This is a genomic window from Shinella sp. G-2 (assembly GCF_050172695.1).
GTDB lineage: Bacteria > Pseudomonadota > Alphaproteobacteria > Rhizobiales > Rhizobiaceae > Shinella.
Genome location: NZ_JBBEYH010000003.1, coordinates 76,857 through 93,021 on the forward strand (window position 1 = coordinate 76,857; position 16,165 = coordinate 93,021).

12 protein-coding genes are annotated in these 16,165 nt (G+C 64.8%); 10 read left to right on the forward strand and 2 right to left on the reverse strand.

Features of this window, described 5'->3' with window-relative positions; translation table 11 throughout:
- Positions 1-60 precede the first annotated feature (60 nt).
- The 4 genes from V8U06_RS06910 to V8U06_RS06925 all read left to right on the forward strand — a co-directional run bounded on the left by V8U06_RS06910 (position 61) and on the right by V8U06_RS06925 (position 5,745).
- Complete coding sequence (locus V8U06_RS06910; protein WP_427140043.1) at positions 61-1,107, forward strand: LacI family DNA-binding transcriptional regulator; 1,047 nt, start codon at positions 61-63, stop codon at positions 1,105-1,107.
- 9 nt (positions 1,108-1,116) lie between these two features.
- Positions 1,117-2,571, forward strand: a complete 1,455-nt coding sequence (gene xylB, locus V8U06_RS06915; protein WP_427140044.1) for a xylulokinase — start codon at positions 1,117-1,119, stop codon at positions 2,569-2,571.
- 25 nt (positions 2,572-2,596) lie between these two features.
- Positions 2,597-3,907, forward strand: coding sequence for a xylose isomerase (xylA, locus tag V8U06_RS06920; RefSeq protein WP_427140045.1), 1,311 nt, complete (start codon positions 2,597-2,599; stop codon positions 3,905-3,907).
- 329 nt (positions 3,908-4,236) lie between these two features.
- The gene (locus tag V8U06_RS06925) at positions 4,237-5,745 is read left to right on the forward strand and encodes a methyl-accepting chemotaxis protein (protein WP_427140046.1); all 1,509 of its coding nucleotides are present in this window, start codon (positions 4,237-4,239) and stop codon (positions 5,743-5,745) included.
- A gap of 225 nt (positions 5,746-5,970) precedes the next feature.
- Here V8U06_RS06925 and V8U06_RS06930 read toward each other — a convergent pair whose 3' ends face one another.
- Positions 5,971-7,002: a LacI family DNA-binding transcriptional regulator gene (locus V8U06_RS06930; protein WP_427140047.1), complete on the reverse strand. Its 1,032-nt coding sequence runs from the start codon at positions 7,000-7,002 to the stop codon at positions 5,971-5,973.
- A gap of 218 nt (positions 7,003-7,220) precedes the next feature.
- On the opposite strand from V8U06_RS06930, the gene V8U06_RS06935 reads away from it, so the two are divergent.
- The 5 genes from V8U06_RS06935 (at position 7,221) to V8U06_RS06955 (ending at position 13,521) form a co-directional block, all read left to right on the forward strand.
- Positions 7,221-8,747 carry a sugar ABC transporter ATP-binding protein gene (locus tag V8U06_RS06935; RefSeq protein ID WP_427140048.1) on the forward strand — a complete coding sequence of 509 codons (1,527 nt, stop codon included), beginning with the start codon at positions 7,221-7,223 and terminating at the stop codon, positions 8,745-8,747.
- Between the two features lie 46 nt (positions 8,748-8,793).
- Complete coding sequence (locus V8U06_RS06940) at positions 8,794-9,798, forward strand: ABC transporter permease (protein WP_427140049.1); 1,005 nt, start codon at positions 8,794-8,796, stop codon at positions 9,796-9,798.
- A 100-nt stretch (positions 9,799-9,898) separates the two neighbouring features.
- On the forward strand, positions 9,899-10,849 hold the full coding sequence (locus tag V8U06_RS06945; RefSeq protein WP_427140050.1) for a substrate-binding domain-containing protein: 951 nt from the start codon (positions 9,899-9,901) through the stop codon (positions 10,847-10,849).
- A gap of 284 nt (positions 10,850-11,133) precedes the next feature.
- A complete protein-coding gene (locus tag V8U06_RS06950) occupies positions 11,134-12,186 on the forward strand; it encodes a sugar phosphate isomerase/epimerase family protein (protein ID WP_427140051.1) in 1,053 nt (350 codons plus the stop codon).
- A gap of 150 nt (positions 12,187-12,336) precedes the next feature.
- Positions 12,337-13,521, forward strand: a complete 1,185-nt coding sequence (locus tag V8U06_RS06955) for a Gfo/Idh/MocA family protein (protein ID WP_427140052.1) — start codon at positions 12,337-12,339, stop codon at positions 13,519-13,521.
- A gap of 3 nt (positions 13,522-13,524) precedes the next feature.
- Here the strand turns inward: V8U06_RS06955 and V8U06_RS06960 are convergent, their stop codons facing one another.
- Positions 13,525-14,442, reverse strand: a complete 918-nt coding sequence (locus tag V8U06_RS06960; RefSeq protein WP_427140053.1) for an HD-GYP domain-containing protein — start codon at positions 14,440-14,442, stop codon at positions 13,525-13,527.
- Positions 14,443-14,758: 316 nt separating this feature from the next.
- Between V8U06_RS06960 and V8U06_RS06965 the strand changes: the two genes are divergently transcribed.
- A complete protein-coding gene (locus tag V8U06_RS06965; RefSeq protein WP_427140054.1) occupies positions 14,759-16,141 on the forward strand; it encodes a GH1 family beta-glucosidase in 1,383 nt (460 codons plus the stop codon).
- Positions 16,142-16,165: the final 24 nt, after the last annotated feature.

Consider the following 16,165-nt stretch of genomic DNA (forward strand, 5'->3'; position numbering starts at 1 on the left):
CGAAAATTTCTGATTTACGTACATCAGAAATTCCTCTAAGGGTCTCGCCACGGAGGAACGATGAGACCCACGGTTCACGATATTGCCGACAAGGCGGGCGTCAGCCTCGCGACGGTCGACCGCGTCCTGAACGACCGGCCGGGCGTTCGCGGCGTCACGCGGGCCAAGGTCGAGGCGGCGATCGCGACACTCGGCTATGTGCGCGACGTGGCGGCGGCCAATCTGGCCAAGAGCCGCGTCTATCCGCTCGTCTTCATCCTGCCGGAAGGCGACAATCCCTTCATGCGCGGCCTCGAGGCGGAAGTCCGCCGCGCCGGCCTGCACTCGGCCGTCGAGCGCACGCGCCTTTCGGTCACGACAGTGCCGGCCTTCGATGCCGCCGCGCTGGCGCGCGCCATTGACGTGGCCATTGCCGAGGATGTTTCGGGCATTGCGGCCGTCGCGGTCGATGCGCCCGAGGTCTTTGCCGCCATCGAACGGGCGAAGGCCGCCGGCATCCCGGTCGTCACGCTCGTCTCCGATCTTGCCGGCTCGGGCCGCGACCATTTCGTCGGCGTCGACAACATCGCCGCCGGCCGCACCGCCGGCAGCCTGATGGGTCGTTTCCTCGGCAACAGGTCCGGCCCCGTTGCCGTTCTCGCCGGTTCCATGCGGGTGCGCGACCACGGCGAGCGTCTCGAAGGCTTTCTTGCCGCCATGTCGGCCATGCCCGCCGCCCGCCCCATCCTGCCGGTGCTGGAGGGCCAGGACGACCCGGCGCTCGCCCGTGCGCTGATTTCGGAATGCCTCGCGGCGGTGCCGGATCTTGCCGGCGTCTACAGCCTTGGCGCCGGTAACCGCGGCCTCATCGAGGCGCTGGCGGCGCGTCCGGACGGCGCCCTTTGCGTCATCGCCCACGAACTGACCGCCGAGACCCGAGCGGCGTTGGAAAGCGGCCGCATCGACGCCGTGCTCAACCAGGACGCCGGCCACGAGGTGCGCAGCGCCATCCGCGTTCTGCGTGCCAAGGCGGACGGCCTGCCGGTGATTGCCGCGCAGGAGCGCATCCGTCTCGAAATCTTCATCAAGGACAACCTCCCGGCCGCGCCGGACGAGGACGGCAACTAGGAGAGCGCCATGTATCTCGGGATCGACCTCGGCACCTCGGGCGTCAAGGCCATGCTGATCGACGCGGACGGCAAGGTCGTCGGCTCGGCGTCGGGCCGGGAGGTGGAGACCCATCGCCCGCATGCCGGCTGGTCGGAGCAGGATCCGGCCGACTGGATTCGCGCCACGCAGGAGGCCGTCGCGGGTTTGCGCGCCGCCCATCCTGCCGCCCTGGCCGCCGTGCGCGGCATCGGCCTTTCCGGCCATATGCACGGCGCGACGCTGATCGATGCCGACGACGGGGTCCTGCGTCCCTGCATCATGTGGAACGACACGCGCAGCCACAGGGAAGCTGCCGCGCTTGACGCCGATCCGCGTTTCCGCAGCATAACCGGCAACATCGTCTTCCCCGGTTTTACCGCGCCGAAGCTCGCCTGGGTCAAGAACAACGAGCCTGCCATCTTCGCCAAGGTCCGCCGCGTTCTGTTGCCGAAGGATTACCTCCGCCTCTGGCTTGCCGGTGAGCACCTTTCGGACATGTCCGATTCCGCCGGCACGTCCTGGCTCGACACGGGCGCGCGCAAGTGGTCCGCCGAACTGCTCGCCGCGACCGATCTCGACGAGCGGCAGATGCCGGGGCTGGTGGAAGGCACGGCGCCAGCCGGCATCCTGCGCCCGGCGCTCGCCGCCGAATGGGGCCTTGGCGACGGCGTCGTCATTGCCGGCGGAGCCGGCGACAATGCGGCGTCCGCCTGCGGCATGGGCACGGTGCGCGAGGGCGCGGCCTTCGTTTCGCTCGGCACGTCCGGCGTGCTCTTTGCCGCCAATGCCCGCTACCTGCCCAATCCAGAAAGCGCCGTGCATGCCTTCTGCCATGCCCTGCCGGATACCTGGCACCAGATGGGCGTCATTCTTTCGGCCACCGATGCGCTGAACTGGCATGCCCGCGTCACAGGCGTCACGGCCGCCGATCTCGCCGCCGAGCTTGGCGACGCCCTCAAGGCGCCGTCGGGCGTTACCTTCCTGCCCTATCTCTCCGGCGAGCGCACGCCGCACAACGATGCGGCGATCCGCGGCGCGTTCCTTGGCCTCGGCCATGAGAGTGGCCGCGTGGCGCTGACCCAGGCGGTGCTGGAAGGCGTTTCCTTCGCCATCCGGGACAATCTCGAAGCCCTGAAATCCGCCGGCACGGCTCTGTCCCGCGTCACTGCGATCGGTGGCGGCTCGCGCTCGCGCTACTGGCTGCAATCCATCGCGACAGTGCTCGGCCTGCCGGTCGACCGGCCCGCGGACGGCGATTTCGGTGCGGCCTTCGGCGCGGCCCGTCTCGGTCTCATCGCCGCCACGGGCGCGGACCCGCAGGCGGTGCTGAGCGCGCCGGCAACGGCCGAGACCATCGAACCGGAGACGGCGCTCGCCGCCGCCTACGAGGATGCCTACCAGCGTTACCGCCGCCTTTACCCGGCGATCCGCGCTGCGATCTGATCACGAACACCCAGAGGAGACATGCATGGCCACCGGCTTTTTCGGCGATATCGCGAAGATCAAGTATGAAGGTCCCGAGAGCACCAATCCGCTCGCCTTCCGTCATTACAATCCCGACGAGATCGTCCTCGGCAAGCGCATGGAAGACCATCTGCGCTTTGCCGTCGCCTACTGGCATACCTTCGTCTGGCCGGGCGGCGATCCCTTCGGCGGACAGACCTTCCAGCGGCCTTGGTTCGACGACACGATGCAGGCGGCCAAGCTGAAGGCGGATGTCGCCTTCGAATTCTTCCAGCTGCTCGGCGTGCCCTTCTACTGCTTCCACGACGCCGACGTGCGCCCGGAAGGCCGGAATTTCGCCGAGAACACCAAGAACCTCGAAGAGATCGTCGACTACTTCGCCAAGAAGCAGGCCGAGACCGGCGTGAAGCTGCTGTGGGGCACGGCGAACCTCTTCTCCAACCGCCGCTACATGGGTGGCGCCGCGACCAACCCGGATCCCGATGTCTTCGCCTTCGGCGCCGCGACGGTGAAGACCTGCCTCGACGCGACGCACCGCCTCGGCGGCGACAACTACGTGCTGTGGGGTGGCCGCGAGGGCTACGAGACCCTGCTCAACACCAATCTGGGTCAGGAGCTCGACCAGCTCGGTCGCTTCGTCAGCATGGTGGTGGACTACAAGCACAAGATCGGCTTCAAGGGCGCGATCCTCATCGAGCCGAAGCCGCAGGAGCCGACCAAGCATCAGTACGACTACGACGTCGCCACGGTCTACGGCTTCCTCAGGAAGTACGGTCTCGAGAACGAGGTGAAGGTCAATATCGAGCAGGGCCATGCGATCCTTGCCGGCCATTCCTTCGAGCATGAACTGGCGCTTGCCAATGCGCTCGGCATCTTCGGTTCCATCGACATGAACCGCAACGACTACCAGTCCGGCTGGGACACCGACCAGTTCCCCAACAACGTGCCGGAAATGGCGCTGGCCTTCTATCAGGTGCTGGCGGGCGGCGGCTTCACCACGGGCGGCACCAATTTCGACGCCAAGCTGCGCCGTCAGTCCATCGATCCGGCTGACCTGCTGATCGGCCATATCGGCGGCATGGATTGCTGCGCGCGCGGCGTGAAGGCGGCGGCCAGGATGATCGAGGACAAGGCGCTTTCCGGTCCGCTCGCCGAGCGTTATGCCGGCTGGCAGACGCCGGACGCGCAGAAGATTCTCTCCGGCGGCTCTTCGCTGGAAGCGCTGGAAGCCTATGTGCGCGGCGGCGACGTCAATCCGCAGCCGCGGTCCGGCCGACAGGAGTTCCTGGAAAACGTGGTGAACCGCTACGTCTGAGGGCCAACTGCCTTGAAGAAACGAAGGGCGCCCGCGGGCGCCCTTTTTTGTGCGATGCACGGCTTACGTTACGTAATGTATACTTTGGTATTGCGTCGGGTTGTATTGGTCATTTGCTGTATTGATTGGTTTCCATCATAACAATAAGTGTTACTTACCATATAAATCCGCACGGAAGTTGCCCTTCGTCAATTTCCACGAAAGTATTGCCTGCCGTTTTACAAGCTTTGTTTACTATCCCCTGCAAAAAATCACGACAGACCGAAGGCTGGGGTCCCGATTCGGGACTTGGCGTCAGTCGCCGTTCCAACCCCATCAGGATGTGACCGATGTCCGCGCAGGATGCCAAGACGCAGCAACTGAACGAACGCCTCCAGTTCGTCGATCTCGACAACGGCCAGCGGGATGCCCTGAAGCGGGCGCTGCCGACCATTTCCGCCTCGCTCGACGGCGCTCTCGACATTTTCTACGCCAAGGCGCGCAAGACGCCGGAGACCGCGCGCTTCTTCGCCAGTGAAACGCATATCCAGAGCGCCAAGGGCCGGCAGGTCAAGCACTGGGAGCTGATCGGCTCGGCGACGTTCGACACGCAATATGTCGATGCCGTCACCACCATCGGCCGTACGCATGCCCGCCTCGGCCTCGAGCCACGCTGGTATATCGGCGGCTATGCGCTGATCCTCGAGGCCATCGTCGACAGCGTCATCAAGAAGCATCTCGAAGGCTTCCTCTACCGCAAGAAGGCGGAGGCCCTGGGCGAGGAGATCACCGCCATCGTCAAGGCCGCGCTGGTCGACATGGACTATGCCATCTCCGTTTATCTCGACGCCTTGCAGGAGGAACGGCAAAAGGCGGAGGCCGAGCGGCAGGTGTTGAATGCCGAGCAGGAGGAGGCGCTGGGCGCGCTCGATACATCGTTGAACCGCCTTGCGGGCGGCGACCTCACTGCCGCCATCACCAAGCCGCTCGCCCCGCAGTTCGAGCGGCTGCGTTCCAATTTCAATGCCGCCATCGAACGGCTCGACGATACGCTGGGCGCCATCGTCACGGCAGCCGACGATGCGGCCGGCAATTCAGGCGAACTGGTGCATGCCACCGACGACATGGCCAAGCGCACCGAGCAGCAGGCGGCCTCGCTGGAAGAGACCGCGGCGGCCGTCGAGGAGATCACCACCATTTCCCGCGAAGCGGCAAGCCGGGCGGAAGAAGCGCGCCGCGTCGTCGGCAGCGCGACGGAGGAGGCGAAGCGTTCCGGCGACGTCGTCGAGCAGGCGGTTTCGGCCATGAGCGCCATCCAGGAATCCTCCGGCAAGATCACGCAGATCATCGCGGTCATCGACCAGATCTCCTTCCAGACCAATCTGCTGGCGCTGAATGCCGGCGTCGAGGCCGCCCGTGCGGGCGAAGCGGGCAAGGGCTTTGCGGTCGTGGCACAGGAGGTGCGGGAACTCGCGCAGAAATCCGCCGAGGCCGCCAAGGAGATCAAGAGCCTGATCGACAAGTCCTTCGAGGACGTGCAGCGCGGCGTGTCGCTGGTCAACAGGACCGGCGAGGCGCTGCACCATATCGGCGAGCAGGTGGTGCATATCAACGCCCATATCGACGCTATCGCCAGCTCTGCCCGGGAACAGTCCGCCGGCATTTCCGAAATCAACACCGCCGTCGGCAGCATGGACCAGATGACCCAGCAGAATGCCGCTATGGTGGAGGAAACCAACGCTGCCACCCACAATCTCATGCAGATCAGCACGACGCTGAAGGGGCTGGTCGATCGCTTCACAGTCTCGGCGGTGCGCAGTGAACAACCGGCGAAGCCGGCGCACCGGCGCTATGGTTGAGGGCAATCTCCCCGTTGAGCGTGTCTCCGGGGACTTGCCTCTCACCTGGCCCTCTCCCCGGCAAGCGGGGCGAGGGATTTGCCCGTAGCGTGAGGATTGTGGTTCGGGAAAAGGTGCAGCGCATCTCTCCCGCCATGCTTGCCGGGAACGACGCTGCACAGGCCGGGCGAAGGCAGGGGCGTCTCCCCTCTTTGAAGCAGAGCACCGGCCGCTACGGCGACAAACCTATCGCTTCACAAAACGCCGTGCCGGCACCGTCACCGAATTGCGCACGATGAGATCCGGCGTCAACAGGATCTCCGCGTCCGGCGGCGGGCTGCCGGAGAGCAGGTCGAAGAGCAGCGCCATGGCGCTCTTGCCGATGGCGGTGCGCGGCTGGCGTACGGTGGTCAGCGAGGGCGTCATGAAGGTCGCCTGCGGCACGTCGTCGAAGCCCGTCACGGAGAAATCGTTCGGAATGTCGTAGCCGCGTGCGCCTAGGCCGATCATCACGCCGATGGCCGTCTGGTCGTTGACGCACATGAAGGCGCTCGGCAGCGTGTCGCGCATGAAGAGCTGTTCGAGCGCGAGCCGTCCGCTCTCGATGGTGCCGTCGCCTTCGAGGATGATGCGTTCGCCGGCGGGAACGCCGGCCGCATCAAGCCCCTCGTCATAGCCCTGCCGACGGCGGCTATAGGCAAGGCGCGTGCGCGAATCGCCGATGAAGGCGATCTTGCGGTGACCCTCGGCGATCAGGAGGTCGACGGCCTTGCGCGCGCCCTCGATGTCGTCGACGCCGACATAGGGAATGCCGCCATTGTAGACCGGCTCGAAGACGCCGACGCTCGGCGGCAGGCGCGCGGTCATCGTCTGGTGGCCGAAGGGCAGGGTGCCGGTGAAGAGGATCAGCCCCGCCGCCTGGTTGGAATTGAGGAACTTCAGATATTCCAGCCCGCGTTGCGGGTCGTTCTGCGTGTGGCCGATGAGGATGCCGTGACCGTGGGCGCGCGCCTCGTTTTCCAGGCCGACGAGGATGTTGGAAAAGTTCGGGTCGCCGATATCGGGCGCGACGACGAGAATCATGTTCGACCGCCCGAGGCGCAGGCTCCGCGCCATGGCATTGGTCGTGTAGCCGGTGATGGCGATCGCCTGGTTGACCTTCAGCCGCGTCGAGTTCGCCACCTTTTCCGGTGTGTGGATCGCCCGCGAGACGGTCGCGATCGAGACCTGCGCGATGCGCGCGACATCCTCGATCGTTGCGGGGCTGGACATCGACAAACTGGCTCTCACTCGGCGATGGTTCTACCGAAAAAGACGGCGCAGGAAGCGTCGGCAATCACGGCAATTACGGATTTGCGGGGACACTACACAGACTGGCCCGCGGGTCAAACGGCGCTCGATGAAAATTCCTGATATCCAATGATGTAAACCTTTACATAGGGAGTGTAAAGGTTTACATCATGGCCAAGCGGTCGAGGAGCCGCAGGGAGGAAATCATGAATCCGGACGCTGCCGACGGGGCTCCCGTCGTTCTTGCCGCACGCCGTATCAGCAAGTCTTTCAGTGGCGTGCAGGTGCTGTTCAGCGTCAATTTCGAGCTGCGCGCCGGCGAGATTCATGCGCTGATGGGCGAGAACGGCGCCGGCAAATCCACCCTCGTCAAGATTCTCTCCGGCTTCGAACAACCGACCTCCGGCGAGATCCTGCTGGACGGCCAGCCGGTCAAGCTGCCGCCGAACGGCCAGGCCGAAGCGCTCGGCATCGTCATCATCCATCAGGAATTCAATCTGGCCGAACATCTCACCGTCACGGAGAGCCTGTTCCTCGGCCGCGAGGTCACGCGCTTCGGCGTGCTCGACCGCAAATTCATGCGCGCCGAGACGCGCCGCGTGCTCGACCAGCTCGGCTCCCATGTCGACGAGAATGCGATGATCAGCTCGTTGTCCATCGCCGACAAGCAGATGGTGGAGATCGCGAAAGCCATCAGCCGCGACGCGCGCATCATCTTCATGGACGAGCCGACCGCCGTGCTTTCCCGCGAGGAAACCAACTATCTTTTCCGCCAGGTGCGCAAGCTGCGCGAAAAGGGCACCTCCTTCGTCTTCGTCTCGCACAAGCTGGACGAGGTGATGGAGCTCACCGATCGCGTCACGGTGCTGCGCGACGGGCAATGGGTGAAGACCGCACCGACCAACATTCTTGACGGCGAATCCATCGCCCAGCTCATGGTCGGCCGCGAACTTTCCAGCCTCTATCCCGCCAAGCAGGAGCCGAGCGTCGACGAAGAGGTGACGCTCGCCGTCGCCGATCTCTCGACGCATTATGTGAAGGATGCGAGCTTCGAGGTGCGCAAGGGCGAAATCCTCGGCTTTTCCGGCCTCATCGGCTCCGGTCGCACCGAACTGATGGAAGCGGTCGCGGGCCTGCGCGCCCGCTCGGCCGGCGAGGTCTCGGTGCGCGGCGAGAGCGTTCCGGGCGGCGACGTGCATGCCGCCAACCGGGTCGGCATCGCCTACATGACCAAGGATCGCAAGCACAAGGGCCTGCTGCTCAATTCGCGCATGACGGCGAACCTCACGCTGCAGTCGCTGGAGAAGCACGGCCAGTACGGCTATCTCAGCCCGAAGAGTGAGGCTGCCGCGCTGGAGCGCGCCCGCCGCCGTTTCGATATCCGCGTGCGCGATGGGCGCGTCGTCGCCGGGCGCATGTCGGGCGGCAACCAGCAGAAGCTCCTGCTCGCCAAGGTCATGGAGACCGAGCCCGACGTCATCATCATCGACGAGCCGACACGCGGCATCGATGTCGGCACCAAGCAGCAGATCTACCACTTCATCTCGGCGCTCGCCCGCGACGGCAAGTCGATCATCGTCGTCTCCTCGGAGATGCCGGAGATCATCGGCCTTTGCACGCGCGTCGCCGTCATGCGGGAAGGGCGGATCGTCGGCATTCTCGAAGGCGAGGAAATCTCCGAACAGGAGATCATGCGCTATTCGGCGGGCCTCAAGAAGAAGACCGCGGCCTGAGCGAAAGCCGGCTGCCAACACAACGAATTTACGTCGGGGACGAACAATGACGGAAGACGCAGTCGAAACGAAACCGCGGGGCCGAAGCTGGCGGGACGTGGACCTGAGGGCGGTCGCGCCCTTCGCCGCACTCCTGCTGCTGCTCATCGTCGGCGCGCTGGTGAACCCGAACTTCATCGGTCTCAACAACCTTGCCAATGTCGCAACGCGCAGCGCCTTCATCGCGATCATCGCCGTCGGCGCCACCTTCGTCATTTCCTCCGGCGACCTCGATCTTTCCGTCGGTTCCATGGTGGCCTTCGTCGCCTCGATCATGATCCTCTTCATGAATTCGGGCGTCATCGCCGATCCGGGCCTCATGCTGGCAGCGGCCGTCGTGCTGACCGTCGTCATCGGCGGGGCCTGCGGCCTTGCCAACGGCCTCATCACCACGGTCGGCAGGATCGAACCCTTCATCGCCACGCTCGGCACGATGGGCATCTATCGCGGCCTCACCACCTGGCTGTCGCAGGGCGGCGCGATCACGCTGCGCGAGCCGGAATTGCAGGCGCTCTACCGTCCGGCCTATTTCGGCTATATCCTCGGCGTGCCGGTGCCGATCGTCGTCATCCTCGTCGTCACCGCCATCGCGGCCTTCATCCTCTATCGTACGCGCTACGGCCGCCATGTCGTGGCGGTCGGCTCGAACAGCGACGTCGCGCGCTATTCCGGCATTCCGGTCAACCGCGTGCGCACCATCGCCTTCGTCATCCAGGGCCTGTGCGTGGCCATCGCCGTACTGCTCTACGTACCGCGCCTCGGCTCCACCTCCGCCACCACGGGCATCCTGTGGGAGTTGCAGGCGATCACTGCCGTCGTTGTCGGCGGCACGGCGCTGAAGGGCGGGGCAGGGCGCGTCTGGGGCACGATCTGCGGCGCCTTCATCCTCGAACTGGTCGGCAACATCATGCTGCTCTCCAACTTCATCAGCGAATATCTGATCGGTGCCATCCAGGGCGCGATCATCATCATTGCGATGCTCGTCCAGCGTTCGCTGGTGCGGAAGTCGTAGCCAGGCGGTTCCAGCCTTTGCGTCTGGAACTGCATGGGGAACAGCCGGGTCAACGGGTCGCCCGGCCACGAAGAAAGACCTGGTTTTTGGGAGGAAACTCATGCGCAAGAAACTTTTGGGCCTGACGGTCGCCGCCATGGCGCTGATTGCCGGCGCCGTTCACGCTGAAGACAAGAAGGTGACGATCGGCGTATCGATCCCGGCCGCCGACCATGGCTGGACCGCGGGCGTCGTCTATCATGCCGAGCGCGTCGCCAAGCTCCTCATGGAGCGCAATCCGGGCCTCAACGTCATCGTCAAGACGTCGGCCGATCCGGCAAGCCAGGCCAATGCCGTGCAGGACCTCGAGACGCAGGGCATCGACGCACTCGTCATCCTGCCGACCGATCCGGACCCGCTCGTCAACGCCATCAGGGAAGTCAAGGGCAAGGGCACCTTCGTCGCGCTCGTCGACCGCGCGCCGAGCACCAACGACGGTTCCGTTCGTGACCTCTATGTCGCCGGCAACAACTTCGCGCTCGGCCAGACGGCCGGCGAATACATCAAGACCACGACGCCGGACGCCGAAGTCGTCGTCATCCGCGGCATGGCGATCCCGATCGACCAGCAGCGCCAGGACGGCTTCGACAAGGGTATCGAAGGTTCCAACGTCAAGATTCTCGATCGCCAGTACGGCAACTGGAACCGCGACGACGCCTTCAAGGTCATGCAGGACTACCTGACCAAGTACCAGAAGATCGACGTCGTATGGTGCCAGGACGACGACATGGCCGTCGGCGTTCTCCAGGCCATCGAACAGGCCGGCCGCACGGACATCCAGTACGTCATTGCCGGCGCCGGTTCGAAGGACATGATCAAGAAGGTCATGGACGGCGACAAGATGATCCCGGTCGACGTTCTCTATCCGCCGGCAATGGTCGGCACCGCGCTGGAAATGACCGCCGCCAATTTCTACGGCCAGGTCCCGGTCCGTGGCGTCTACACCATCGATGCCACGCTGGTGACGAAGGACAATGCGAAGGACTTCTACTTCCCGGATTCCCCGTTCTGATCCGACGAGAAACAAGCCGCCCGGGTTATGCCCGGGCGGTTGCATGCTCCAAGTCATCTTCGGGCTGGGCCCGGGGATGACAAAGGATAGGGAAACGCGTAGCGCCGGAAATTGCCTGATACCGTTCCAGCCCGCCATTTCCCTCCAGGACATTCCACCGATCCCGCAATTGCGCATTGCCCACCCGGCCAAAGGCCGATAGCTTTCGACGCGTTGCGGTACGTACCGCAAGACCACTTCGACGGGCCGCGAGGGTCGGCCCCGCCCACGGGAGGACGCCAAAGATGAAGACGATCAAGGGCCCGGCCCTGTTTCTCGCCCAGTTCGCCGGCGATGCCGCGCCGTTCAATTCCTGGGATGCGATCACCAAATGGGCCGCCGATATCGGCTACAAGGGCGTGCAGGTCCCGAGCTGGGATTCGCGTTTCATCGATCTGAAGAAGGCGGCTTCCTCCAAGGCCTATTGCGACGAGTTCGCCGGCACGGCGCGCGAGAACGGCGTCGAGGTCACCGAGCTTTCCACCCATCTGCAGGGCCAGCTCGTCGCCGTGCATCCCGCCTATGACGAGGCCTTCGACGGCTTCGCGGCGCCCGAGGTGCGCGGCAATCCGAAGGCGCGGCAGGAATGGGCCGTCGATCAGGTGAAGATGGCGCTGACCGCCTCGCGGCATCTCGGCCTCGACGCCATGGCCAGCTTCTCCGGCGCACTCGCCTGGCCCTTCGTCTATCCCTGGCCGCAGCGTCCCGCCGGCCTCGTCGAGACGGCCTTCGACGAGCTGGCGAGGCGCTGGAAGCCGATCCTCGACCACGCGGATTCCTGCGGCGTCGACGTCTGCTACGAGATTCATCCGGGCGAGGACCTGCACGACGGCATCACCTACGAGATGTTCCTCGAGCGCACCGGCAACCATGCCCGCGCCTGCATGCTCTACGATCCCTCGCACTACGTGCTGCAGTGCCTCGACTATCTCGACAATATCGACATCTACAAGGACCGCATCCGCATGTTCCATGTGAAGGATGCCGAGTTCAACCCGACGGGCCGGCAGGGCGTCTATGGCGGCTACCAGGGCTGGGTCAACCGGGCCGGCCGCTTCCGCTCGCTGGGCGACGGCCAGGTCGATTTCGGCGCCGTCTTCTCCAAGATGGCCGCCAACGACTTCGCCGGCTGGGCCGTGGTCGAATGGGAATGCGCGCTGAAGCACCCGGAGGACGGCGCGCGCGAGGGGGCCGAGTTCGTGAAGGCCCATATCATCCGCGTAACGGAAAAGGCCTTCGACGACTTTGCCGACGCAGGCACGGACGACGCCGCCAACCGGCGCATGCTGGGGCTTTGAGGCCCCGGCCTCTCCCCGCAGGCGGGAGAGGGATGCGCCCTATATGAACGCTGACGGTCTGGAAAACGGTCCGGCCCACCTCCTTCGCCCCGCTTGCGGAAGGATGGTGGCCGGCAGACCGGATGAGGAAAAGCCAAGGAGGACTACAGGATGGCCATCGAAGGAAGCGCAAACGAGGCGCGGGAGCGTCGCATCCGGCTCGGCATGGTGGGTGGCGGCTCCGGCGCGTTCATCGGCGCGGTTCACCGCATCGCCGCCCGGCTCGACGATCACTATGAGCTCGTCGCCGGTGCGCTGTCGTCCTCGCCCGAAAAGGCCGAACAGTCGGCGCGCGAACTCGGGCTCGATCCGTCGCGCAGCTACGGCAGCTTCAAGGAGATGGCGATCCGCGAGGCCAAGCTGAAGAACGGTATCGAGGCCGTGGCGATCGTCACGCCCAACCATGTGCATTACGAGGCCGCGAAGGAATTCCTGAAGCGCGGCATTCACGTCATCTGCGACAAGCCGCTGACCTCGACGTTGGCCGATGCCCGCAAGCTGAAGAAGCTTGCGGAGGAAAGCGATGCCCTCTTCGTGCTGACGCACAACTATACCGGCTATCCCATGGTCCGGCAGGCGCGCGAGATGGTCGCCAACGGCGATCTCGGCGCGATCCGCCTCGTGCAGATGGAATATCCGCAGGACTGGCTGACGGAGGATATCGAGAGCAGCGGCCAGAAACAGGCCGCCTGGCGCACCGACCCCACCAAGTCCGGCGCGGGCGGCTCCACCGGCGATATCGGCACCCATGCCTACAATCTCGGCTGCTTCGTCTCCGGCCTCGATCTGGAGGAACTCTCGGCCGACCTCGACAGTTTCGTGCCGGGTCGCCGGCTGGACGACAATGCCCATGTCATGATGCGCTTCAAGGAAAAGGACGGCGCGCGCGCCAAGGGCATGCTGTGGTGCAGCCAGGTCGCGCCCGGCCACGAGAACGGCCTGAAGGTGCGCGTGTACGGCACCAAGGGCGGTCTCGAATGGGTGCAGGCCGATCCAAACTACCTGTGGTACACGCCCTTCGGCGAGCCGAAGCGCCTGATCACCCGGGGCGGCGCCGGCTCCGGACCTGCCGCCGCGCGCGTCAGCCGCGTCCCCTCCGGTCACCCGGAAGGCTATCTGGAAGGCTTCGCCACTATCTATTCCGAGGCTGCCCGCGCGATCCATGCCAAGCGCAGCGGCGCCAAGGTCGACCCGGCCGTCACCTATCCGACGGTCGATGACGGCCTCAAGGGCATGCTCTTCGTCGATGCCTGCGTGCAGTCTTCGAAGAAGAACGGGGCCTGGGTGAAGGTCTGACGGTCAGCCGGCGAAGATGCCGCCGAGGTGGATGACCATCTTCTTGTCGAAGAGTTGTCCCCGGTCGAACATCCAGTTCAGCGCGTCCCTGGTGGTCCAGGGGCGCTTGTAGGGGCGGGCGCTGGTCAAGGCCTCGAAGACGTCACAGACGGTGGAGAGGCGGATTTCCGGGCTGATCTGGTCCGCCTTGAGGCCGGCCGGATAGCCGGTCCCGTCGAGGGTCTCGTGGTGGTGCCGGCAGATGTCGAGGATCGTGTCCGAGATATTGCCCTGCTCCTTCAGCAGACGGTAGCCGACCTCGGGATGGTTGCGGATCAGGCGCCGCTCCTCCGCCTCCAGCCCGCCCTTCTTGTTGAGGATCGCGTTGGGCACCATGAGCTTGCCGACATCGTGCAGCAGGCCGGCGACGCCGAGCTCCCGCACGCTCTCGTCCCCATAGCCGAGCGAACGGGCAAGCCGCATCATCAGCGCGCTCACCGCCAGCGAATGCACATAGGTGCCTTCGTCCTTGGTCTTGAGGCGCGTCACCTTCAGGAAGACATCGGGCGCCGCGTCGATCCGGTCGGAAATCTCGTCCGCCACGGGGTTCAGCGTGTCCAATTCCAGCCGCCCCATGCGGGCGGCATCGAAACTGCCGCGCAGGGCGCTCTTCGCCTCGGCCACGGTTTCCACCGTGCGCCGCCGCTCCTCGGCCTGCTGTGCTGCCGGGGAGGGGCCTGCGTCGATATCCACCTTGCTCTTCTCGGCGTTGACCAGAGCATGGGTGGCCGAGGTGGCGAGAATGGCGCGCAGCGTGTCGTCGGTGTCGAGAAGGAAGCGGCGGGCGGAGAATTCGGCGGTCGGGCATTCCACCGATTCGATGAACATGCCTTTGCGAACAAGCTGCTTCGGAATTCGCCGTACCACGCCGTCTGCCTCCACCCAATACAGGGCATTTTAGGGGGTGAAATCCTAAGCCTTTGTTTAAGGATGCGCTGTTTTACGGTGAGTTTGCTTTGAGCCACTAAGCGGATTTCATGTATGCGGCGAGCCTCTGGTACGCGCCGATGCGAATGAACCGGACATTGGATCGAGCTCGGGCTGATGGAGAAAAGGAGGCAGACTCGGCAAATGGTCCATCTGCCATACGGACGGGGTTCCCGCCGCTTCATGTCGCGAAAGGCGGTTGACTTTCCGTGAAACGGCATTACTGCAACGTTGCAGATTGCCGCTTGATACCGAAAACCCGAGAGAGCCGATGATCGATCCCAAAACCCTCGCCGACCGTTTCCCCGGCGATTTCGTCTTCGGCGTGGCGACCGCCGCCTTCCAGATCGAGGGCGCGTCGAAGATGGATGGACGCAAGCCTTCGATCTGGGACGCCTTTTCCAACATGCCGGGCCGCGTCTACGGCCGGCATAATGGCGATGTCGCCTGCGACCATTACAACCGGCTGAACGAGGATCTCGACCTCATCCAGTCGCTCGGCGTCACGGCCTATCGCTTTTCCATCGCCTGGCCGCGCATCGTGCCGGAGGGCACGGGGCCGGTGAACGAGAAGGGTCTCGATTTCTACGACCGCCTCGTCGACGGGCTGAAGGCGCGCGGCATCAAGGCCTTCGCGACGCTCTACCATTGGGACCTGCCGTTGATGCTGGCGGGCGAGGGCGGCTGGACGGCGCGGCAGACGGCCTATGCCTTCCAGCGCTACGCCAAGACCGCGATCGCCCGGCTCGGCGACCGGCTGGATGCGGTGGCGACCTTCAACGAACCCTGGTGCTCCGTCTGGCTGAGCCATCTCTACGGCATTCATGCGCCGGGCGAGCGCAACATGGACGCTGCGCTGCACGCTCTCCACTTTACCAATCTCGCCCATGGTCTTGGCGTTTCCGCCATTCGCGCCGAGCGGCCGAGCCTTCCTGTCGGTCTCGTGCTCAATGCCCATTCCATCTATCCGGGCAGCGACAGCCCGGCGGACGAGGCGGCCGCCGCCCGCGCCTTCGATTTCCACAACGGCGTGTTCTTCGGCCCGGTCTTCAACGGCGCATATCCGGAGAGCTTTCTCTCCGCCCTTGGCCATCGCATGCCCGATATCGAGCCGGGCGACATGGAGACGATCGCCCAGCCGCTCGACTGGTGGGGGCTCAATTACTATACGCCGATGCGCGTGGCGCACGATCCGGCCGAAGGCGCCGAATTCCCGGCCACCGTGCCCGCCCCGCCGGTCGCGGATGTCAAGACCGACATCGGCTGGGAGGTCTTTGCGCCGGCGCTTGGCGCTCTTGTCCGCAAGCTCAACGCCGATTACCCGCTGCCCGCCTGCTACATCACGGAAAATGGCGCCTGCTACAATATGGGCGTTGCGAACGGCACCGTGGACGACCAGCCGCGCCTCGACTACATCGCCGCGCATCTTGCCGTCACCACCGATCTCATCGCCGAAGGTTATCCGATGCGCGGTTATTTCGCCTGGAGCCTGATGGACAATTTCGAGTGGGCGGAAGGCTACCGCATGCGCTTCGGCATCGTGCATGTCGATTATGAAACGCAGGTGCGCACGATCAAGAAGAGCGGCCACTGGTACAGCGCCCTTGCCGGCCACTTTCCCAAAGGCAACCATCGCACCGTAAAGGAATCATAACGCTTCTGCCGCATCATCGCCGCC